We start from the raw sequence: 19,451 nt of genomic DNA, 5'->3' as shown, positions 1-19,451 counted from the left end.
TGGATTATAGCCCGGAGACGTTTTTTGCCAAAAACCCCTCGTCCTTGGCGTTGAGCAGGCCCTGGGCGCGCGCCTGCTCTATCAGCTCGGGCCGGTGCCTGGCCGTGATGGACAGGCGCTGGTCGCGGCGCCAGCGCTCGATCTGCGCGTGGTGGCCGGACAACAGTGGCGCCGGCACTTCCCGCCCTTCCCAGACTTCGGGGCGGGTGTAGTGCGGGCAATCGAGCAGGCCGTCTAGCGCCGGATTGAAGCTGTCCTGCTGGAAACTGCCTTCGTCATTGAGCACGCCGGGCTGCAGCCGCGCGACGGCATCCAGCAGGGCCATGGCAGCGATCTCGCCGCCAGAAAGCACGAAGTCGCCCAGGCTCAACTGGTGGGTGACATGGGTATCGATGAAGCGCTGGTCCAGGCCCTCGTAGCGGCCGCACAGCAAGATTGCGCCCTGCCCCTGCGCCCAGTCGGCCACCACGGCATGGCGCAGCGTGGTGCCGATCGGCGAGAACAGCACCACGGGAGCCGGCTCGGGCTCGCCGGCCTCGCGGCGCGCCTGCCGGGCCGCCTCCAGGCAGCGCTGCAGCGGCTCGGCCATCATCACCATGCCCGGACCGCCGCCAAAGGGGCGATCGTCCACGCGCCGGTAGTTGCCCTGGGCATGGTCGCGCGGATTCCACAGGTGCACGCCAACCTGGCCCGAGGCATAGGCACGGCGCGTGACGCCGCTTTCAAGAAACGGCGTGAACAGCTCGGGGAACAGCGTGATGATGTCGAAGCGCATGGAGGTCGGCGATCAATAGTCGGGCTGCCAGTCGGCAACGATGGTCTTGCCCGGCAGATCCACCTTGTCCACATAGGCATCGACAAAGGGAATCATGCGCTCGCGCTCCTTGCCATCCTCTTCATAGGCCAGCACCAGCACGGTCTGCGGACCGGTGGACAGCAGGTCGCGGACGACGCCCAGGGCCACGCCCTCGCGGTTGACCACGGACAGGCCCAGCAGATCGACCCAGTAATACTCGCCATCCTCGGGCTGCGGGAAATCGCTGCGCGCCACGAAGATGCGCGCGCCACGCAGGGCCTCGGCGGTATTGCGGTCGTTCACGACAGGCGAGGTGGCGACGACGGAATCGGAGTGGACGCGCGCCTGCTTGACCGGCAGCAGCACCGTACCGGTGAACTGCCGCGCACCCTTCTCGGGGGGCTGCAGATACCACTGCTTTGCGGTGAACAGGGCCTCGGGGTCGGCACTGAAGGCGGCCACCTTGAACCAGCCCTTGATGCCCCAGGCATCGGCGATACGCCCGACCTCCACGGCATCGGCGGGCAGGACGCTGGCTTCGAGTTCAGGCATGTGGCTCATGGCAGTCGGTAGGCAGTAGATGGACAGTCAATGCAGATCGTTGCAGATCCGTGCAAGGCGATCCGGAGGGGAAAACAAAAACGGGCTCCGTCAGACAAGCCAACGGAACCCGATTTCAGAAGGGATGCTGAATTAGGCAGCAGTCTTCTGGGTGGCCTGCTTGATCAGGCGCTCTGCGGTCTCGGAAGCCTGCGCGCCAACGCCCTTCCAGTAGTTCACGCGGTCCAGAGCAACGCGCAGACCCTCTTCGCCGCCACGGGCGTTGGGGTTGTAGAAGCCCAGGCGTTCGATGAACGAACCATCGCGGCGCACGCGCTTGTCGGCGGCAACGATGTTGTAGAAAGGACGGGCTTTGGAACCGCCGCGAGAGAGTCGAATGACGACCATGATTTTCCTTCGGGTGGGCGCAGCCACCACACAATTAACTAGACAATGAATGGCTGCACATGTTTTGCGGCGTTTGAGACACGCGACATGGCCACCCGGCCAGCGACACGCCGTAAAACCAGCGATTATATCCAACTTCTCTTTCCATGCCTACCATTCGCTCAAGCCTGGACGGCGATCTCGCCGCCATCACCGCCATTTACCGCCACCACGTGCTGCACGGCACGGGCACGTTCGAGACCGATCCCCCTGCCGAATCGGACATGGCAACGCGCCGCGCGGACGTGCTGGCCAAGGGCCTGCCCTATCTGGTCGCCGTGGACGAACAGGGCCAGGTGCTGGGCTTCGCCTATGCCAACTGGTTCAAGCCGCGCCCGGCCTATCGCTTCTCCGCCGAGGATTCCATCTACGTGCATGACGCGGCGCGCGGCCAGGGCGTGGGCCGACTGCTGCTCGATGCGCTGTCGCGCGAATGCGAGGCGGCCGGCGTGCGCAAGCTGCTGGCGGTGATCGGTGACTCGGCCAATGCCGGCTCCATCGGCGTGCACCGCGCCGCGGGCTTCACTCCGGCGGGCACGCTGAGCTCCATGGGATGGAAGTTCGGCCGCTGGCTGGACATCGTTCTCATGGAGAAGACCCTGGGAGACGGCAACCGCAGTTCGCCCGAATAATGGGTGCATGAACCGACCCAGCACGCCTTTGCCTCAGCCCGCTCAAGCACAGCAGGGGGCTCCGCGCCCCAAAAGCAAGACCCTGACGACCTGGCTGGCCTTCGTCGGCGGGCCGCTGGGGCTGCACCGCTTCTATCTGCATGGCTTCGGCGACTGGCTGGGCTGGCTGCTGCCCGTGCCCACGGCGCTGGGCGTGTACGGCATCGAACGCGTGCAGCAACTGGGACAGGACGACCAGCTCAGCTGGCTGCTGATTCCGCTGCTGGGCTTCACCATCGCCGGCTGTGCGCTGCGCGCCATCCTCTACGGGCTGACCGACACCGAAGCCTGGAACCGGCGCCACAACCCCGGCATTGACGTGCAGGCGCAGGCCGGACGCACGGGCTGGTCAACCATCTTTGCCATTGCGCTGTCGCTGATGCTGGGTGCCGCCGTGCTCATGGCCAGCATTGCCTACAGCTTCCAGCACTACTTCGAGCACCAGGTGGAGGAGGCGCGCAAGATTTCGCAGTGAGGCGCAGCCAACGCTTCCCCCGAAAAAAGAAAGACCGCCATGGGCGGTCTTTCTTTTTGGCGGCAGCAGCCCCGGCTCAATACAGCTGCAGGCTGATCCAGTAGGCAATCGATGCCACGAAGGCGCTGGCAGGGATCGTCAGCACCCAGGCCCAGACGATGTTGCCTGCCACGCCCCAGCGCACGGCGCTGGCGCGCTGGGTGGAGCCCACGCCGACGATGGCACCGGTGATGGTGTGCGTGGTCGAGACCGGCACGCCCAGGAAGGTTGCAAAGAACAGCGTCAGTGCACCACCGCTTTCGGCGCAGAAGCCGCCCACGGGCTTGAGCTTGGTGATCTTCTGGCCCATGGTCTTGACGATGCGCCAGCCGCCGAACATGGTTCCCAGGCCGATGGCCAGGTAGCAGCTGACGATGGTCCACAGCGGCGGCTCGGCGTCGCCGGCATTGGCATAGCCGGTGGCGATCAGCAGCAGCCAGATGATGCCGATGGTCTTTTGCGCATCATTGCCGCCGTGGCCCAGGCTATAGGCACCGGCGGAGACCAGCTGCAGCCTGCGGAACCAGCGGTCCACCCTGTTGGGCGCGGCGCGCCGGCAGACCCAGGCCACCAGCACCATCATCAGCGAGCCCAGCAGGTAGCCCAGCAGCGGCGAGACGAAGATGAAAGCCACGGTCTTCCCGATGCCGCTGGCAATCAGCGCGCCTGCGCCGGCCTTGGCCATCACCGCACCCACGATGCCGCCGATCAGCGCATGCGAGGAACTGCTGGGGATGCCGTAGTGCCAGGTGATCACGTTCCAGGCAATGGCACCGACCAGGGCACCGAAGACCACATGCGTGTCGACGATGCCGGGCTGCACGATCCCCTTGCCCACGGTGGCTGCCACGCTCAGGTGAAAGACAAAGACCGCCACCACGTTGAAGAAGGCCGCGAAGGCCACGGCCTGCGTGGGCTTGAGCACGCCCGTGGAGACCACGGTGGCGATCGAGTTGGCAGCATCGTGGAAGCCGTTCATGAAGTCGAACAGCAGGGCCAGCACCACCAGCAGGATCACGACCCACAGGGCCGCTTGTACGGATTCCATAGAGAAACGACTCCGCGAGGGCTCAGGAATTCTCGAGGACGATGCCCTCGATCAGGTTGGCCACGTCCTCGCAGCGGTCGGTCACCGTCTCCAGCAGCTCGTAGATGGCCTTGAGCTTGATGACTTCGCGCACATCGGGCTCTTCGCGGAACAGCTTGCTCATGGCCGAGCGCATCACGCGGTCGGCGTCCGATTCGAGGCGGTCGATTTCCTCGCAGGTCTTCATCGCCGCGTCCACCACCGAGGGATCGGAGATGCGCGACAGCAGCTTGACCGCATCGCGCAGCCGCTCGCAGCAGCGCACGCACAGGTCCGTCAGGCGCGTGATCTCTTCCGTCATGTGGCGCACGTCGTACAGCGCCATGGTCTCGGCCGAGTCCTGGATCAGGTCGGCCACGTCGTCCATGGTGTTGATCAGCGAGTGGATGTGCTCGCGGTCCAGCGGCGTGATGAAGGTCTTGTGCAGCGCCTTGGTGACGTCGTGCGTCACGCGGTCTGCGGCACGCTCGGCGTTGTTCACGTCCTCGTTGTACTTCTCGCGAAGATGAGGATCGTTGTAGTTGGCGACAAGCTGCGAGAAGGCATGCGCGGCTTCGACGATGCGATCGGCATGCTGGTTGAACATCTCGAAAAAATTGCCTTCGCGCGGCAATAACTTGCCAAAAAGCATGAATGCTCCTTACCGGGAAACAGGGGGAACCAGGCGACTCACTGCGTCACATTGCGGATGCTTGGCATGGCTTCCCGGCTTGAACGGGGCGAAGTGTACTCTTGAGTCCCAGGCGCGTTTTTGCGCGCCGGCGCGCCGCCCTGTCAGCCGCTGCGAAAAATAAAGTACACCGCGCCCACCATGCACAGCCCGGCCCAGAGGAAGTCCCATTTGAGCGGCTGGTTCAGGTAAAGCACGGCAAAGGGCGCGAACACCGCCAGCGTGATCACCTCCTGGATGATCTTGAGCTGCGCCACGCTGAACTGCGTGTGGCCTATGCGGTTGGCGGGCACCTGCAGCAGGTACTCGAACAGCGCGATGCCCCAGCTGACAAGGGCTGCCACGTACCAGGGCGACGAGGCGTGGTTCTTCAGGTGGCCATACCAGGCGAAGGTCATGAAGACATTGCTCATGGCCAGCAGGACCACGGTCTGCAGCCCGATGGGGATGTGTTGGAGCCAGTTCATGTGATGTGCAGCCCGACGCGGGGAAACCCAAATTATCGCGTCCGGCACTGGGCAGGGCGGATTTTCGATTTCTTTCCAAAAATTGCCTTTTTGCGCGAATTTCCTCGAATAACCCATTCCATCGCACAAATACGCAAAGTCTCGCATCGATCGACGCTTGATGAATCTTCATCAAATCGTCATATTTTTGCCATATCCCGTCAGTGGCACGGGGCATTCCATCCATCCCCGCGCTCACGGCAGCCGTGGCGCTCACTCGCCCAGATAGGCAGCCCGCACGCGCGGGTCGCTGAGCAGGGTCTGGCCGGGCCCCGTCATGGTGATCAGGCCGGACTCCATCACATAGCCGCGATCGGCCAGCGCCAGCGCACGGCTGGCATTTTGCTCGACCAGCACAAGGGTCACGCCCAGGCCGTGCACGTCGCTCACCACCTCGAAGATCTTGTCCACCATGATGGGCGACAGGCCCATGGAGGGCTCGTCCAGCAGCAGCACCTTGGGCTGGCTCATCAGCGCGCGCGCCATGGCCAGCATCTGCTGCTCGCCACCCGACATGGTGCCGGCCAGCTGGTCGCGGCGCTCCTTCAGCCGCGGGAAGATGCCGAACATGCGCTCGATGTCGGCGGCAATGCCGGCCTTGTCGTTGCGCGTGTAGGCGCCCATGAGCAGGTTCTCGGTGATGGTCATGCGCGCAAACACGCCGCGCCCTTCGGGCACCATGACCAGGCCCTGGGCCACCAGATCCCAGGCGCCCACGCCCCGGATGCTGCGGCCCAGGTAGTGCACATCGCCGTCCGCCATCTGCAGGCTGCGCGTGACGGCCTTCATGGTGGTGGTCTTGCCGGCACCGTTGGAGCCGATCAGCGAGACCAGCTCGCCCTGGCGCACCTCGAAGTCCACGCCCTTGACGGCCTGAATGCCGCCATAGGCCACCTTCAGGCCCTCGACCTTCAGCAGCACCGGAGGGGACGCGCCCTTGTCTTGCTCTTGCTCGCCCATGGTTCAGTGTCCTCCCGTGCCCAGATAGGCTTCGATCACCTTGTCGTTCTTCTGCACCTCGGCCGGCGTGCCTTCGGCAATGGGCTTGCCATAGTCGAGCACGGTGACGCGGTCGCACAGGCCCATGACCAGCTTCACGTCGTGCTCGATCAGCAAGATGGTGCGCTGGTCGCGGCGGATGCGGTCGATCAGCTCGCGCAGCTGCACTTTCTCGGTGGCATTCATGCCGGCGGCAGGCTCGTCCAGCGCGATCAGCTGCGGGTCGGTGGCCAGCGCCCGCGCGATTTCCAGGCGCCGCTGGTCGCCGTAGCTCAGCGTGCGGGCCTTGAAGTCCGCGTACTTGGAGATGCCCACGTAGTCCAGCAATTCACGGGCGCGCGCGCGGATGGCGGCCTCCTCGGCCTTGAAGCCGCGCGTGCGCAGCACCGCGCCGATCAGGCCCGAGTGCGTGCGCACATGGCGCCCGACCATCACGTTCTCCAGCGCCGTCATCTCGGCAAACAGCCGGATGTTCTGGAAGGTGCGCGCAATGCCGGCCTTGGCCACCTTGTGCACTGCCGTGGGCTCGTAGGCCTTGCCGGCCAGCTCGAAACTGCCGCTGTCGGGCGTGTACAGGCCCGTGATCACGTTGAAGAAGGTGGTCTTGCCCGCGCCATTGGGTCCGATCAGTCCGTAGACCTGGCCCCGGCCAATGGTCATGCCCACATCGGACAGCGCCTGCAGCCCGCCGAAGCGTTTGGAAATGCCCGAAACCCTGAGCACCGGAGCGCTGGAGCTGTTGTCTGCCGTATTCGCCATCTGCGGTTTCTCCATGCTCAGGACTGGTGCGGCAGGTTCTTGCCATGCTCGGGCGACGGCCACAGGCCGCGCGGACGCATCAGCATGATGACGATCATGGCCAGCGCGATCAGCAGCTGGCGCAGGATGGAGGCATCGAGCCGCCCATCGGTCATCTGCTGCAGGGGACCGGCCACATAGCGCAGCACCTCGGGCAACGCCGACAGCAGCACCGCACCCAGGATCACGCCGGGCAGATGGCCCAGGCCGCCGAGCACCACCATGGCCACGATCATGATGGACTCCATGAGGCTGAACGACTCGGGCGAGACGAAGCCCTGGAAGGCCGCGAACATGGCGCCCGAGACACCGCCAAAAGAGGCGCCCATGCCGAAAGCCAGCAGCTTCATGTTGCGCGTGTTGATGCCCATGGCCTTGGCGGCGATCTCATCCTCGCGGATGGCCATCCAGGCGCGGCCTATGCGCGAGTCCTGCAGGCGCCAGCAGATCACGATGCTGACCAGCACCAGGAAGAGGAACAGGTAGTAGTACAGCGTGACCGAGCTGATGTCGTAGCCGAAGATCTCCTGGCGCTTGGCCAGGTCCAGTCCCAGGATCTTGACCGAGTCGATCTGGCCTATGCCTTTGGGGCCATTGGTGATGTTGACCGGCTGGTCCAGGTTGTTCATGAAGATGCGGATGATCTCGCCGAAGCCCAGCGTGACGATGGCCAGGTAGTCCCCGCGCAGCTTGAGCACCGGAATGCCCAGCAAAATCCCCGTGATGGCCGCCAGCAGCGCCGCCAGCGGTATCACCAGCCAGATGGAGGCATGCAGCCCGTCCGGGAACATGGCGGCAAAGCCCTCGAAGGTCTCCGCCAGATGCGGCGAGGCCATCAGCGCGAACATGTAGGCGCCCACGGCGTAGAACGCCACATAGCCCAGGTCCAGCAGGCCCGCGTAGCCCACCACCACATTCAGGCCCAATGCCAGCAGCACATAGAGCAGCGCCAGGTCGGCGATGCGCACCCAGGCATTGCCGAAATACTGCAGCACCAGCGGCAGCACCAGCAGCGCCAGGCCACCCAGGATCCATTGCACGGTCTTCTTGCTGTTCATGCGTCTCTCCTCAGGCGCGGTCGGCCACACGCTCACCCAGCAGGCCCGAGGGGCGCAGCGTCAGGATGATGATGAGCACGATGAAGGCGAAGATGTCGGTGTAGTGGCTGCCCAGCACGCCGCCCGTGAGATCACCGATGTAGCCCGAGCCAATAGACTCGATCAGCCCCAGCAGCATGGCGCCGACCACGGCGCCTGCCAGGTTGCCGATGCCGCCGAACACGGCCGCCGTGAAGGCCTTGAGCCCCGGCAGAAAGCCCATGGTGTGGTGGGCCGTGCCGTAGTTGGAGGCGTACATGATGCCCGCGATGGCCGCCAGCACGGCGCCGATGATGAAGGTGGCAGAGATCACCATGTCAGGCTTGACGCCCATCAAGGCCGCCACGCGCGGATTCTCGGCCGTGGCCCGCATGGCGCGCCCGAGCTTGGTGTAGTTGACCAGGTAGGTCAGCGCAGCCAGCGCAATCGCCGTGACCACCAGCACCAGGATCTGGGTGGGCGTGATCACCGCCGTGCCGATCTCGAAGGGCGTGCTCGGCAGCAGCGTGGGATAGGCCTTGTAGTTGGGCTTCCAGATGATCATGGCCAGCGTCTGCAGCAGCAGCGAGACGCCGATGGCCGTGATCAGGGGCGCCAGGCGCGGGCTGCTGCGCAGGCGCCGGTAGGCCACTTTCTCGATCACGAAATTCAGTGCGGCGGCCACCACGCAGGCGATCACCGTCGCCAGCAGCAGGATCAGCCAGCCCGGTGCGCCCGGCATGGCCTCCTGCATCAGGCCTATGCAGCTCCAGCTGGTCAGCGCCCCGACCATGAGCACCTCGCCATGGGCGAAGTTGATGAGCTGGATGATGCCGTACACCATGGTGTAGCCCAGGGCGATCAGGGCATACATGCTGCCCAGGACCAATCCGTTGATGACCTGCTGAAGCAGTATGTCCATATGCGCTCTCCCCTTTTGCTCAGGATGGAGACATTCAGCGTGCCTCGCATCCAAACGAACGGAGCCAGCAATGCCATGGTGGTGGAAGCTCTCCTGCCGCATCCCGGCTTGTGATCAGGAAGCCGCAGGGGATGGGCGATTCTAGGCACCCCCCGGTGGCCTGCAACGCCTTGTTGCAGCGGGGTTTCCCGAGGCTTTACAAGCCACGCGCTCTTATGTAGCACTGCAGCAATTTGCCGCAGCCAGCATGAACTCCTACCATCAACGGCAGTGCCGCCGGCAAGCGGTGGCCACGGAGAACCCCGATGAAATACCACGGCAGCTGCCACTGCGGCGGCATCGCTTTCGATGTGGAAGGCGAACTCACCCAGGTCATGGCCTGCAACTGCTCCATCTGCGCGCGCAAGGGCGCCCTCATGTGGTTCGTGCCTCGCGAACAGCTGCAGCTGAGCACGCCCGAGGAGCAGATGCGCTCCTACACCTTCCACCGGCATCTGATCCAGCACCGCTTCTGCCCGACCTGCGGCATCCACCCTTTCGGCGAAGCCACCGATCCCAAGGGCCGGCACATGGCGGCCGTCAACGTGCGCTGCCTGGAAGGCGTGGATGCCGAAGCCTTGCGCATCACGCGCTACGACGGACGGTCGGCCTGAGGCTGGCTTCAGGCCCGCAGCGCTTCTTCCTCCACATCGCGCAGGCGGTCCTTGCCGAAATAGATCTCGTCGCCAACAAAAAAGGTGGGCGATCCGAAAGCGCCACGGTGGAAGGCCTGCTCGGTATTTGCCAGCAGCCGGGCCTTGACTTCTGGCGTCTGGCTTGCGGCGATCAGGGCTGGGGCGTCCAGACCCGCCCCAGACAGCTCGGTGCCGATCACCTGGGCATCGTCCATCTTGCAGCCCTTCTCCCACATGCTGGAGAACACCGCATCGACATAGCGCTCGAAGCAGCCCATGTCCTGGGCGGCCACGGCCCCACGCATGATCTGCAGGGTGTTCACGGGAAAGTGAGGATTCATCCGGAAACGCGTGAGGCTGTGCCTGTGCACGAAGCGCTGCAGCTCCAGCGCCTCATAGGCGCGCTTGTTGGGAATGTCGGCATTGGCCTCGGCCGGGGAGCGGTTGTTGGCCAGCTTGAACAGGCCTCCCAGCAGGACAGGCACATATTCGAAGCGGATGCCGCTGCGCGCCTCGATCCGGGGAATGACCTGGTGGCAGAGATAGGCGTTGGGGCTGCCGAAGTCGAAGAGAAATTGCACCTTGGTGTTCATGGCGTGGCCTGCGGGAGTGGGAGGAAGTGACGATGCGATAAGGCAAGGCGGCTCACCACGGCTCCATCCAGGGACGGATCTCGGTCTCGTGCGTCCAGGCGTCGCGCGGCTGCTGGTGCAGTTGCCAGTAGAGGTCGGCAATGTGCTCGGGATTGAGGATGCCGCCCTGCTCCTTGAGGGCATAGCGCTCGGGGAAATTGCTGCGGATGAATTCGGTGTCTATGGCGCCGTCGATCACGGGATGGGCCACATGGATGCCCTTGGGCCAGAGTTCGCGCGCCATGCTCTGCGCCAGGGCGCGCAGGCCGTGCTTGGCACCGGCAAACGCGGCAAAGCCCTCGCGCCCGCGCAAGCTGGCCGTGGCGCCCGTGAAGATGATGGTGCCCCGGCCGCGCGGCAGCATCACCCTGGCCGCCTCCCGCCCCATCAGAAAGCCGGCGAAGCAGGCCATCTCCCAGACCTTGAAGTAGACGCGCGCCGTGGTTTCGGTGATGCCGAAGCGCACATTGGCGCCGATGTTGAAGACGGCGACCTCGATGGGTGCGATCTCGGCCTCGATCTTCTGCACCAGGGCCACCATTTCCTCTTCCTTGCGCGCGTCGCTGCCAAAGCCATGGGCTTCACCCCCTGCGGCGCGGATCTGCTCGACCAGCGGCTGGAGTTTGTCGGCATCGCGGCGGGTGACGCAGGCGATATAGCCTTCGCGCGCAAAGCGCCGGGCAATCGCCCCGCCCGTGGCGTCACCGGCACCGATGACGAGGATGGCTTTCTTGTCGGTCATGGAATCTCCGTGGATGAAGAAGTAAGTTCATTTTTTGAACTTTATGCACGGTAGGTTTAAAATCTGAACCCGTCAAGCGGGGAACTGCCCAATGAAATGGAACGAACTGGAAGAGGAGCGCTGCTCCATCGCACGCACGGTCTCGGTCATCGGTGACCGCTGGACGCTGCTGGTGCTGCGCGACTGCTTTCTGGGAGTGCGCCGCTTCGATGAATTCCTGGGGCGCCTGGGCATTTCACGCCCCATGCTGTCGGACAGGCTGGCCAGGCTGGTCGAGGCCGGCGTGCTCAAGAAGGTGGCCTACCAGGAGGCGCCGGTGCGGCACGAGTACCGCCTCACGTCCAAGGGACTGGACCTGCATCCCGTGGTCATGGCCATCGTGCACTGGGGCGATGTGCACATGTCCGGCGAGGAAGGCCGGCCCCTGCTGCACCGGCATTCGGTGTGCGGCCACACGTTCGATCCCCTGATCGTCTGCTCGCACTGCCACGCTCCCTTGCACGCGCGGGATGTGACGGTGGAGCCCGGCCCGGGCGCCTAGCCCTGGCTCCAGCCCCGGCCTGCTCTCACGGGATTCGGCTATGCGCCGCCGCCAGCCTCTTCATCCCACTTGCGCAGCACGGCCAGCTTCTCGCCGATCTTGATCTCCAGGCCCCGTGGCACGGGCTGGTACCAGCCCGGCTCCGCAATGCCCTCGGGCAGATAGGTCTCGCCGGCCGCGTAGGCGTTGGGCTCGTCGTGCGCGTAGCGGTATTCATGGCCGTAGCCCAGCTCCTTCATGAGCTTGGTGGGCGCGTTGCGCAGGTGCACGGGCACCTCGCGGCTCCTGTCCTGCTTCACGAAGGCCCGGGCCTTGTTGTAGGCGTTGTAGCCGGCGTTGCTCTTGGGGGCCATGGCCAGGTAGATGACGGCCTGGCCCAGGGCCAGCTCGCCTTCGGGGCTGCCCAGGCGCTCGTAGGTCAGGGCCGCATCGTTGGCGATCTGCATGGCGCGCGGATCGGCCAGGCCTATGTCTTCCCAGGCCATGCGCACGATGCGCCGCGACAGGTAGCGCGCATCGGCGCCGCCGTCGAGCATGCGGGTGAGCCAGTAGAGCGCCGCATCGGGATGGGAGCCGCGCACGGACTTGTGCAGGGCCGAGATCTGGTCGTAGAAGTTGTCGCCCCCCTTGTCGAAACGCCTGGCGTTCAAGGTCAGCGCGTTCTGCACGAATTCGGCATCGATCCGGGTGACGCCTGCAGCGCCCGCCGCCGTCTGGCATTGCTCCAGCAGGTTCAGGAACCGCCGGGCGTCGCCATCGGCATAGCCGATGATGGTGTCCCGCGCCAAGTCGTCGAACTGCAGGCCGCCAAGGGCCTTTTCCTGCGCGCGCTGCAGCAGCTGCCTGAGCTCTTCGTCGGTCAGGGACTGCAGCACATAGACCTGTGCGCGCGACAGCAGGGCCGAGTTCACCTCGAAGGACGGGTTTTCCGTGGTGGCGCCGATGAAGGTCACCAGGCCGCTTTCCGCATAGGGCAGCAGCGCATCCTGCTGGGATTTGTTGAAGCGGTGGATCTCGTCCACGAACAGGATGGTGTGCCTGCCCATGGCCAGGTTCTGCTGGGCCTGCTCCATGGCCGCGCGGATGTCCTTGACCCCGGAGAACACCGCCGACAGCGCAATGAACTCGCACTTGAAGGCAGTGGCCGTGAGCCGGGCCAGCGTGGTCTTGCCCACGCCGGGTGGCCCCCAGAAGATCATGGAATGCGGCTTGCCCGACTGGAAGGCCAGGCGCAGCGGCTTGCCTTCGCCCAGCAGGTGGGACTGGCCCACGACCTCGTCCAGGGTCTTGGGCCGCAGGGCTTCGGCCAGTGGTGCGGAGGGCTCCTGGGTGAACAGATCAGCCATGGGACAGCTCTCTCGAAGGCCGCTCCCCGCACGCGAGGTGCGGCAGCCCGTGTTGCGGATTCTTCGCCAAGGGGAACAGATGCAGTTGCAGAACCATGGCGCCATTGTCCACGCCATGGCTGGCGCAGGTGCGCCAGGCCTTGATGCCTGATGTCGGCCGTGGACTGAAACTCCTGATCTTCAGACGGGAATATGGCCATCGCCTCCAGGCATGTCACTGAAACGACATGGATTGTTTGCATGCACCCCATCAAGAGCAATCACTGACATTTCACACCTGCTTCGGGCCGCAGCCCTAAAATGCTGCCCTTTGCGGAGCCGGCCGCGCGATCCACGCGCGACCTTCGGGCCTGCGTCATCGCAGCCTTCCAACCCGCGCCTACCTCCGTTTACGGAACCGCCTGCCATGCGGCAATGCGGTGCCTTTTCATTTCTGCATCCATGCAAACACTCAAGACCAGGGACCTGATCGCCCTAGGCTTCATGACCTTTGCGCTGTTCCTCGGCGCGGGCAACATCATCTTTCCGCCCATGGTCGGCCAGGGCGCCGGCGAACACGCGGCCGCCGCGGCCACCGGCTTCCTGCTGACGGGCGTGGGCCTGCCCCTGCTCACGGTGGTCGCACTGGCGCGCGTGGGCGGCGGCATGGACGCACTGACCTCGCCCGTGGGCCGCAAGGCCGGAATGGTGCTGGGCCTGCTGATCTATCTCATCCTGGGGCCGCTGTTCGCCACGCCGCGCACGGCGACGGTGTCGTTCGAGATGGGCTTTGCGCCTTTCATGGGCCACAGCAGCACAGCCCTGTTCATCTACTCTGCCGTGTACTTCGCCCTGGTCATGGGCCTGTCCCTGTTCCCGGGCAAGCTGATCGACAACATCGGCAAGCTGATCACGCCCGTGTTGATACTGGCGCTGGTGGTGCTGGGCGCCGCCGCCGTGCTGCTGCCGGCCGGGGAGGCCACCAGGGCCAGTGGCGACTACCTGGTGTCGCCGCTGACCGAAGGTTTCCTGGAGGGCTACCAGACCATGGACGCGCTGGGGGCGCTGGCCTTCGGCATCGTCATCGTCAACGCCATCCGTGACCGCGGCATCTCCGATACCGGCCTGCAGACGCGCTACGCCATCGTCGCGGGCGTGATCGCCGCCGTCGGACTGGGCATGGTGTATCTGTCGCTGATCCATCTGGGCGCCACCAGCCAGTCCATCGCCCCGCAGGCACAGACCGGCGTGCTCATCCTCACCCGCTATGTGGATCACACCTTCGGCCCCATCGGCAGCCTGCTGCTGGCCGTGGTGATCTCCCTGGCCTGCCTGACCACGGCCGTGGGCCTGGTCAGTGCCTGCGGCGCCTACTTCAGCCAAATGCTGCGCCTGCCCTACCGTGCAGTGGTGGTGGCCATCGGCCTGGCCTGCATTCTGGTGTCCAACCAGGGCCTGGCCCAGTTGATCGCCGTATCCGGACCCGTGCTCGTGGGCATCTACCCGCTGGCCATCGCCCTGGTGGTGCTGAGCCTGCTGTCGGGCCTGTGGCGCAATGCGCAGCGGGTGTTCGCACCGGTGCTGGCCGTGGCCCTGTTGTTTGGTCTCATCGATGCAGCCAGGGCTGCCGGCTGGCAGGACTGGCTGCCCGCATTCCTGAACAGCCTGCCGGGCAACGGCATGGGCTGGGCCCTGCCCGTGGCCGCGACCCTGGTGCTGGCCGCCCTCCACGACCGGCTGCGCCCTGCGCCCGCCACCGCGTTCAAGCCGTCCTGAACCTCGACATGAGTTCGACCAGCTGATGGGCCTGCTTGCGCAGGCTCTCGGCGGCCGAACTGGTCTGCTCCACCAGCGCGGCGTTCTGCTGGGTGCCTTCCTCGATGCGGACGATGGCGCTGTTGACATGGCTCACGCCCGCGCTCTGTTCGCCGCTGGAATGGCTGATGGCGCCGATCATGCGCGAGACCTTGGCAATCGCCTCCTGCACCGAGGCCATGGTCGCGCCCGCACTGTCCACCTCCTGGGCGCCCAGGGCCACGCGCTGGGCGTTGGCCTGGATCAGGTCGCGGATCTCCCGCGCCGCACCCGAGCTGCGCTGGGCCAGCGTGCGCACCTCGGCGGCCACCACCGCAAAGCCCCGGCCCTGCTCGCCGGCCCGTGCGGCCTCCACGGCCGCGTTGAGCGCAAGAATGTTGGTCTGGAAGGCAATGCCGTCGATCACCTCGATGATGCTGACCACGCGTTCGGACGCATCCTGGATGCTGCGCATGGTGCCCACGACGGCCGAGATGGCATCGCCGCCGCGCGTGGCAATGTCGCTGGCGGACGAAGCCAGCAGGTTGGCCTTCTCTGCGTGATCGGCATTGCCGCGCACGGTGGAGTCGAGCTGGTCCATGGAGGATGCCGTCATCTGCAGGGCCGACGCCTGCTGCTCGGTGCGCTGGGCCAGGTCGCTGTTGCCCGCTGCGATCTGCGAGCTGGCGGATGCCACCTGCTCCGCATTGCCGCGCACTTCCACGACGATGCTGCGCAGCTGTTCCTGCATGGCGCCCAGCGCCCGCAGCAGCTGGCCCAGCTCGTCGCGGCCGCCGCTCGCTATGGCATTGGTCAGATGGCCACGGGCCACGTTCTCGGCCAGCCGGACCGCGCTGCGCAGCGGTGCCACCACGGCGCGGGTGATGAGCCAGCCAATGGCCACGCCGGCCACGGCCGCCACCAGCATCAGCGCCAGGCTCAATTCCGTGGCGCGCCTGCCGCTGCTGTAGGCATCGTCGGCCACGGACTTGCTCTGGGCAGCGATGCCGGCCTTGAGCCGGGACAGCAGCTCGGCCGGCTCGCGGTCCACGCCGCGCACGGCCATGTCGCCCACGGAGGGGTCGAAGCCCGTGGCCTCGAACTTGTCCAGGCCCACGCGATAGCCCTCGGCCATCTTGCGGTGCTGTGCCACAAAGCGCTGGGCCATCTCGCGCAGGGCGGCGTCTTCCACCAGGGCCAGCAAGGCGGTGGTCTTGTCCTGCACGGCGCGCTCATCGGACAGAAAGCCCTTCCAGTGCCGCTCGCGCAGCGCGTTGTCCGAGCCGCGCAGCAGCACGTTCTTCCATTCCTGGACCTGGGTCTTGAAGTGGCCTTCCACTTCTGCGGCAAGGCGCTCTGCGGCCATGTGGCGCTGTACGTCGCCGTGAAAGACGCCAAGGGATTGATGGGCCGACCAGAGGCCGAAGAATCCGGCGGCCAGGGTGAATAGCAGCGCCATGGCAATGGCGAGCGGCAACTTGCGACTGAGGTTCATAAAGACATGCGAGAGCCGGCCAGCATGTCCTCGAAGGGACGTCGAAACAGTCGCTGGCCGCAGGCCGCTATTGTCCTGGCGATATTAGGCAAAACCATTACAAAACCTCACAAACTGCGCACCGCAGCGTGTGAGGTTCTTGAAGGGCCGCCCTGTGCAGCGGTGGATTACTGCTTGAGCACGTCGGCGCCCGCAGGCACCTTGAACTCGAAGGTCGAGGCCGGCAGGGATGCCTGGGTCTGCAGCTTGCTGAAGCGGATCAGCGAACGCTGGCCAAAGCTGTCGAGGATGTCCAGCGCCGAAAGCTGCCCATCGGCTGCAAAGCCCACGCGCACGCTCTTGAGCTGGCCGTTCCTGTCCTTGGGGCTGGCCTGGACCCATTGCAGGCCATCCTGCTCGGGCGCGGGCTGCAGATCGAAGTCGGCGCTCAACGCCTTGAGATCGCTGGCCGACGCCAGGATGGCGGCAGGCGTGCTGCCCAGGGCCTGGGCCTGCGCGCGCTGCGTGACCTGGTTGAGGTCGGCGTCATAGAGCCACAGCGTCTTGCCGTCGGCCACGATGGTCTGCTCGAACGGCTTGGTGTAGACGAACCTGAACTTGCCGGGACGCTGGAATTCGAATTGGCCGCTGGAGTTCTTGGTGCGCGGCGGCTGGCCATCCTTGGACGGGGCCGTGACGGCCTGGGTGAATTCGGCGCGGCCGGCCTGGGAATTCTTCATGAAGGCTTCCAGGCTCTTGAGGCCATCGGCCCACGAGGCCGTCGCGCTTGCCGCGATCACAACTGCAGTCAACAGACGTTTCATTCTTTCTCCATGATTGCGAAATGCGGGCTCATTCCCCGGCGCGCGCCGGCACCAGCACTTCGCGCTGCCCGCTGGCCGTGAGACCGCTGACCAGGCCCGCCTTTTCCATATCTTCCAGCAGGCGGGCCGAGCGGTTGTAACCAATCCTGAGCTTGCGCTGCACATACGAGATGCTGGCCTTGCGGTCCTTGAGCACCACTTCCACGGCCTGGTCGTACATGGGATCCTTCTCGCCGTTGCCACCGTCGCCGGACTCCGCGCCGAACTCGCTGTCGCCCTCGGCCGTGCCGCCTTCGAGCACACCCTCGATATAGTCGGCCTCGCCCTGCTCCTTGAGGTAGCCCACGACGCGGTGCACTTCCTCGTCGGACACAAAGGCGCCGTGCACGCGCACGGGCAGGCCCGTGCCGCTGGCCATGTAGAGCATGTCGCCCATGCCCAGCAGGGACTCGGCACCCATCTGGTCGAGCACGGTGCGGCTGTCGATCTTGCTGCTGACCTGGAAGGCGATGCGCGTGGGAATGTTGGCCTTGATCAGGCCGGTGATCACGTCCACGCTGGGGCGCTGGGTGGCCAGGATCAGGTGGATGCCGGCCGCGCGGGCCTTCTGGGCCAGGCGCGCGATCAGCTCCTCGATCTTCTTGCCGACCACCATCATCAGGTCGGCCAGCTCGTCGATGACGATGACGATGTGCGGCAGGCGCTGCAGCGGCTCGGGCTCCTCGGGCGTGAGGCTGAAGGGGTTGGGAATCGATTCCTCGCGCGCCTTGGCCTCGTCGATCTTGGTGTTGTAGCCCGCCAGATTGCGCACGCCCAGCTTGCTCATGAGCTTGTAGCGGCGCTCCATCTCGGCCACGCACCAGTTCAGGCCATTGGCGGCCTGCTTCATGTCGGTGACCACGGGGCACAGCAGGTGAGGAATGCCTTCGTAGACCGACATTTCCAGCATCTTGGGGTCGATCATCAGCAGGCGCACATCGCGGGCCTCGGCCTTGTACAGCAGCGACAGGATCATGGCGTTGATCCCCACCGACTTGCCCGAACCCGTGGTGCCGGCGACCAGCACGTGCGGCATCTTGGCCAGATCGGCCACCACCGGGTTGCCCACGATGTCCTTGCCCAGGCCCATGGTCAGCATGCTCTTGGCATCGTGGTAGACCTGCGAGCCCAGCACCTCGGACAGGCGGATGGACTGGCGCTTGGCATTGGGCAGCTCCAGCGCCATGAAGTTCTTGCCGGGGATCGTCTCGATCACGCGGATGGACACCAGGGACAGCGAGCGCGCCAGATCCTTGGCCAGGTTCACGATCTGCGAACCCTTGACACCCGTGGCCGGTTCGATCTCGTAGCGCGTGATCACGGGGCCGGGCATGGCGGCCACCACATGCACTTCCACGCCAAAGTCCTTGAGGCGCTTTTCGATCAGCCGGCTGGTCATCTCCAGCGTCTCGGGCGAGACGCTTTCCTGGCGCTGCTGCGCCGCATCGAGCAGGTCCACCTGGGGCAGCTTGCTGTCGGGCAATTCGGAGAACAGCGGCTTCTGGCGCTCCTTGACCACGCGCACGCTGGGGGCTGCCGCCTCCTGCAGCACGGGCTCGATGATCTGCACGGGCTGCGGGTGCTGCACGGCGCTTTCCGTGCGCTCTTCCTGCAACACCTCTTCGCGCTCGCGCGCGGCACGGCGGCCTGCGGCCTCGTCCCGGGCCTTCTCGCGGCGCGCGAAGAGGAAATGCACCCATCCATCCAGGCGTGCGCCCATGGATTCGGCCAGATGCCCCCAGGAAAAGCGGAACACCATGGCCAGGCCGATCACGGCCACGCAGATGCCGATCAGGCCCGAACCCATGAAGCCCAGCCATTGCAGGCTGTGGTAGCCCAGCATGTAGCCAAAGACGCCGCCGGCAGGGCCTGGCAGCACGCTCTCGAAGCGGTACAGCCGCGTCCATTCCAGCGCGCAGCTTGCGCCCAGCAGCAGCAGCAGGCCACCCCAGAAACGCAGGCGCCGGCGCCACAGCGGCGGCAGTTGCACGCCATCGCGGGGCACGCCGCCCCGCAGCCAGCGGGCGAAGGAAGACATCCAGGTCTGCACCGAGGCCAGCACCAGCCACCAGACCGACATGCCGAAGCCGAAATAGCAGGCGTCGGCCAGCCAGGCTCCGACGCGGCCCATCCAGTTGGCGACCAGGCGCGCGTGTCCCGCCCCGGAGGTGGACCACGCTGGATCCTGGGGCGAGTAGCTGAGCATGGAGGCAAGCCAGAACACCAGGGCCAGCAGCCCCGCCAACAGCAGCATTTCATGGCCGAAGCGCGCCACCATGCCGGGGCGCGCCGCAGACTTGGATTTGCCCTTGGCGGATGTGGAAGCGTTCAGAGCGTTCAATGAGTAGGTCATACGCAGGCGGGAGCTTACCCCAGCCCC

21 protein-coding genes are annotated in these 19,451 nt (G+C 65.5%); 5 read left to right on the top strand and 16 right to left on the bottom strand.

Annotation, left to right across the window (positions count from 1 at the left end; translation table 11 throughout):
* Nucleotides 1-4: 4 nt before the first annotated feature.
* The 3 genes from trmD to rpsP form a co-directional block, all read right to left on the bottom strand.
* Nucleotides 5-775: a tRNA (guanosine(37)-N1)-methyltransferase TrmD gene (gene trmD / locus ACRSCF_RS06530; protein ID WP_034364112.1), complete on the bottom strand. Its 771-nt coding sequence runs from the start codon at nucleotides 773-775 to the stop codon at nucleotides 5-7.
* 12 nt (nucleotides 776-787) lie between these two features.
* Complete coding sequence (gene rimM / locus ACRSCF_RS06525; protein WP_013800928.1) at nucleotides 788-1,357, bottom strand: ribosome maturation factor RimM; 570 nt, start codon at nucleotides 1,355-1,357, stop codon at nucleotides 788-790.
* A gap of 132 nt (nucleotides 1,358-1,489) precedes the next feature.
* A complete protein-coding gene (rpsP, locus tag ACRSCF_RS06520) occupies nucleotides 1,490-1,744 on the bottom strand; it encodes a 30S ribosomal protein S16 (protein WP_012207143.1) in 255 nt (84 codons plus the stop codon).
* Nucleotides 1,745-1,890: 146 nt separating this feature from the next.
* Between rpsP and ACRSCF_RS06515 the strand changes: the two genes are divergently transcribed.
* Complete coding sequence (locus tag ACRSCF_RS06515) at nucleotides 1,891-2,415, top strand: GNAT family N-acetyltransferase (protein ID WP_034364110.1); 525 nt, start codon at nucleotides 1,891-1,893, stop codon at nucleotides 2,413-2,415.
* A gap of 7 nt (nucleotides 2,416-2,422) precedes the next feature.
* Entirely contained in the window at nucleotides 2,423-2,929 is a 507-nt protein-coding gene (locus tag ACRSCF_RS06510; RefSeq protein WP_212644951.1) for an NINE protein, read from the top strand.
* 76 nt (nucleotides 2,930-3,005) lie between these two features.
* Here ACRSCF_RS06510 and ACRSCF_RS06505 read toward each other — a convergent pair whose 3' ends face one another.
* The 7 genes from ACRSCF_RS06505 to ACRSCF_RS06475 all read right to left on the bottom strand — a co-directional run bounded on the left by ACRSCF_RS06505 (nucleotide 3,006) and on the right by ACRSCF_RS06475 (nucleotide 9,026).
* The gene (locus ACRSCF_RS06505) at nucleotides 3,006-4,016 is read right to left on the bottom strand and encodes an inorganic phosphate transporter (protein WP_016445779.1); all 1,011 of its coding nucleotides are present in this window, start codon (nucleotides 4,014-4,016) and stop codon (nucleotides 3,006-3,008) included.
* A gap of 22 nt (nucleotides 4,017-4,038) precedes the next feature.
* Nucleotides 4,039-4,686, bottom strand: a complete 648-nt coding sequence (locus tag ACRSCF_RS06500; RefSeq protein WP_016445778.1) for a DUF47 domain-containing protein — start codon at nucleotides 4,684-4,686, stop codon at nucleotides 4,039-4,041.
* A 143-nt stretch (nucleotides 4,687-4,829) separates the two neighbouring features.
* Nucleotides 4,830-5,192, bottom strand: a complete 363-nt coding sequence (locus ACRSCF_RS06495) for a DMT family protein (RefSeq protein ID WP_244387881.1) — start codon at nucleotides 5,190-5,192, stop codon at nucleotides 4,830-4,832.
* A gap of 252 nt (nucleotides 5,193-5,444) precedes the next feature.
* Nucleotides 5,445-6,191 carry an ABC transporter ATP-binding protein gene (locus tag ACRSCF_RS06490; protein WP_047326590.1) on the bottom strand — a complete coding sequence of 249 codons (747 nt, stop codon included), beginning with the start codon at nucleotides 6,189-6,191 and terminating at the stop codon, nucleotides 5,445-5,447.
* 3 nt (nucleotides 6,192-6,194) lie between these two features.
* Nucleotides 6,195-6,989: an ABC transporter ATP-binding protein gene (locus ACRSCF_RS06485; protein ID WP_016445775.1), complete on the bottom strand. Its 795-nt coding sequence runs from the start codon at nucleotides 6,987-6,989 to the stop codon at nucleotides 6,195-6,197.
* A 17-nt stretch (nucleotides 6,990-7,006) separates the two neighbouring features.
* Nucleotides 7,007-8,086, bottom strand: coding sequence for an ABC transporter permease subunit (locus tag ACRSCF_RS06480; RefSeq protein ID WP_244387880.1), 1,080 nt, complete (start codon nucleotides 8,084-8,086; stop codon nucleotides 7,007-7,009).
* A gap of 10 nt (nucleotides 8,087-8,096) precedes the next feature.
* Entirely contained in the window at nucleotides 8,097-9,026 is a 930-nt protein-coding gene (locus ACRSCF_RS06475; protein ID WP_016445773.1) for a branched-chain amino acid ABC transporter permease, read from the bottom strand.
* Nucleotides 9,027-9,331: 305 nt separating this feature from the next.
* Here ACRSCF_RS06475 and ACRSCF_RS06470 point away from each other — a divergent pair, with 305 nt between their 5' ends.
* Nucleotides 9,332-9,679, top strand: a complete 348-nt coding sequence (locus ACRSCF_RS06470; protein WP_016445772.1) for a GFA family protein — start codon at nucleotides 9,332-9,334, stop codon at nucleotides 9,677-9,679.
* Between the two features lie 8 nt (nucleotides 9,680-9,687).
* Here the strand turns inward: ACRSCF_RS06470 and ACRSCF_RS06465 are convergent, their stop codons facing one another.
* Entirely contained in the window at nucleotides 9,688-10,293 is a 606-nt protein-coding gene (locus ACRSCF_RS06465; protein ID WP_016445771.1) for a 2-hydroxychromene-2-carboxylate isomerase, read from the bottom strand.
* Between the two features lie 52 nt (nucleotides 10,294-10,345).
* Entirely contained in the window at nucleotides 10,346-11,074 is a 729-nt protein-coding gene (locus ACRSCF_RS06460; RefSeq protein WP_016445770.1) for an SDR family oxidoreductase, read from the bottom strand.
* Between the two features lie 91 nt (nucleotides 11,075-11,165).
* Here ACRSCF_RS06460 and ACRSCF_RS06455 point away from each other — a divergent pair, with 91 nt between their 5' ends.
* A complete protein-coding gene (locus ACRSCF_RS06455) occupies nucleotides 11,166-11,615 on the top strand; it encodes a winged helix-turn-helix transcriptional regulator (protein WP_016445769.1) in 450 nt (149 codons plus the stop codon).
* 38 nt (nucleotides 11,616-11,653) lie between these two features.
* Here ACRSCF_RS06455 and ACRSCF_RS06450 read toward each other — a convergent pair whose 3' ends face one another.
* Complete coding sequence (locus tag ACRSCF_RS06450) at nucleotides 11,654-12,961, bottom strand: replication-associated recombination protein A (protein ID WP_017405196.1); 1,308 nt, start codon at nucleotides 12,959-12,961, stop codon at nucleotides 11,654-11,656.
* A 441-nt stretch (nucleotides 12,962-13,402) separates the two neighbouring features.
* On the opposite strand from ACRSCF_RS06450, the gene brnQ reads away from it, so the two are divergent.
* Entirely contained in the window at nucleotides 13,403-14,716 is a 1,314-nt protein-coding gene (gene brnQ, locus ACRSCF_RS06445) for a branched-chain amino acid transport system II carrier protein (protein WP_034364108.1), read from the top strand.
* On the opposite strand, the gene ACRSCF_RS06440 is transcribed toward brnQ, so the two are convergent.
* The 3 genes from ACRSCF_RS06440 to ACRSCF_RS06430 all read right to left on the bottom strand — a co-directional run bounded on the left by ACRSCF_RS06440 (nucleotide 14,703) and on the right by ACRSCF_RS06430 (nucleotide 19,424).
* Nucleotides 14,703-16,229 (bottom strand): methyl-accepting chemotaxis protein, encoded by a 1,527-nt coding sequence (locus ACRSCF_RS06440; protein WP_046986824.1) that lies wholly within the window; start codon nucleotides 16,227-16,229, stop codon nucleotides 14,703-14,705. The two genes, brnQ and ACRSCF_RS06440, sit on opposite strands and share 14 nt — an antisense overlap.
* Before the next feature lie 167 nt (nucleotides 16,230-16,396).
* Nucleotides 16,397-17,032 carry an outer membrane lipoprotein chaperone LolA gene (gene lolA, locus ACRSCF_RS06435; RefSeq protein ID WP_034364106.1) on the bottom strand — a complete coding sequence of 212 codons (636 nt, stop codon included), beginning with the start codon at nucleotides 17,030-17,032 and terminating at the stop codon, nucleotides 16,397-16,399.
* 28 nt (nucleotides 17,033-17,060) lie between these two features.
* Nucleotides 17,061-19,424, bottom strand: a complete 2,364-nt coding sequence (locus tag ACRSCF_RS06430; protein WP_016445764.1) for a DNA translocase FtsK — start codon at nucleotides 19,422-19,424, stop codon at nucleotides 17,061-17,063.
* Nucleotides 19,425-19,451 lie beyond the last annotated feature (27 nt).

Source organism: Delftia sp. 11MD, assembly GCF_050907895.1.
GTDB lineage: Bacteria > Pseudomonadota > Gammaproteobacteria > Burkholderiales > Burkholderiaceae_C > Comamonas > Comamonas tsuruhatensis.
Note: the sequence above shows the minus strand (reverse complement) of the source record. Positions and strands in the feature narration are given on the sequence as shown.

Excerpts from the sequence above, each read along its gene's own strand:
- rimM (WP_013800928.1), bottom strand. The coding sequence starts at position 1,357 with ATGAGCCACATGCCTGAACTCGAAGCCAGCGTCCTGCCCGCCGATGCC.
- lolA (WP_034364106.1), bottom strand. The coding sequence starts at position 17,032 with ATGAAACGTCTGTTGACTGCAGTTGTGATCGCGGCAAGCGCGACGGCC.
- ACRSCF_RS06475 (WP_016445773.1), bottom strand. The coding sequence starts at position 9,026 with ATGGACATACTGCTTCAGCAGGTCATCAACGGATTGGTCCTGGGCAGC.
- ACRSCF_RS06455 (WP_016445769.1), top strand. The coding sequence starts at position 11,166 with ATGAAATGGAACGAACTGGAAGAGGAGCGCTGCTCCATCGCACGCACG.
- ACRSCF_RS06480 (WP_244387880.1), bottom strand. The coding sequence starts at position 8,086 with ATGAACAGCAAGAAGACCGTGCAATGGATCCTGGGTGGCCTGGCGCTG.
- ACRSCF_RS06470 (WP_016445772.1), top strand. The coding sequence starts at position 9,332 with ATGAAATACCACGGCAGCTGCCACTGCGGCGGCATCGCTTTCGATGTG.
- ACRSCF_RS06460 (WP_016445770.1), bottom strand. The coding sequence starts at position 11,074 with ATGACCGACAAGAAAGCCATCCTCGTCATCGGTGCCGGTGACGCCACG.
- ACRSCF_RS06490 (WP_047326590.1), bottom strand. The coding sequence starts at position 6,191 with ATGGGCGAGCAAGAGCAAGACAAGGGCGCGTCCCCTCCGGTGCTGCTG.
- ACRSCF_RS06450 (WP_017405196.1), bottom strand. The coding sequence starts at position 12,961 with ATGGCTGATCTGTTCACCCAGGAGCCCTCCGCACCACTGGCCGAAGCC.
- ACRSCF_RS06430 (WP_016445764.1), bottom strand. The coding sequence starts at position 19,424 with ATGACCTACTCATTGAACGCTCTGAACGCTTCCACATCCGCCAAGGGC.
- ACRSCF_RS06515 (WP_034364110.1), top strand. The coding sequence starts at position 1,891 with ATGCCTACCATTCGCTCAAGCCTGGACGGCGATCTCGCCGCCATCACC.
- ACRSCF_RS06485 (WP_016445775.1), bottom strand. The coding sequence starts at position 6,989 with ATGGCGAATACGGCAGACAACAGCTCCAGCGCTCCGGTGCTCAGGGTT.
- ACRSCF_RS06505 (WP_016445779.1), bottom strand. The coding sequence starts at position 4,016 with ATGGAATCCGTACAAGCGGCCCTGTGGGTCGTGATCCTGCTGGTGGTG.
- ACRSCF_RS06465 (WP_016445771.1), bottom strand. The coding sequence starts at position 10,293 with ATGAACACCAAGGTGCAATTTCTCTTCGACTTCGGCAGCCCCAACGCC.
- trmD (WP_034364112.1), bottom strand. The coding sequence starts at position 775 with ATGCGCTTCGACATCATCACGCTGTTCCCCGAGCTGTTCACGCCGTTT.
- ACRSCF_RS06500 (WP_016445778.1), bottom strand. The coding sequence starts at position 4,686 with ATGCTTTTTGGCAAGTTATTGCCGCGCGAAGGCAATTTTTTCGAGATG.
- ACRSCF_RS06495 (WP_244387881.1), bottom strand. The coding sequence starts at position 5,192 with ATGAACTGGCTCCAACACATCCCCATCGGGCTGCAGACCGTGGTCCTG.
- brnQ (WP_034364108.1), top strand. The coding sequence starts at position 13,403 with ATGCAAACACTCAAGACCAGGGACCTGATCGCCCTAGGCTTCATGACC.
- rpsP (WP_012207143.1), bottom strand. The coding sequence starts at position 1,744 with ATGGTCGTCATTCGACTCTCTCGCGGCGGTTCCAAAGCCCGTCCTTTC.
- ACRSCF_RS06440 (WP_046986824.1), bottom strand. The coding sequence starts at position 16,229 with ATGAACCTCAGTCGCAAGTTGCCGCTCGCCATTGCCATGGCGCTGCTA.
- ACRSCF_RS06510 (WP_212644951.1), top strand. The coding sequence starts at position 2,423 with ATGAACCGACCCAGCACGCCTTTGCCTCAGCCCGCTCAAGCACAGCAG.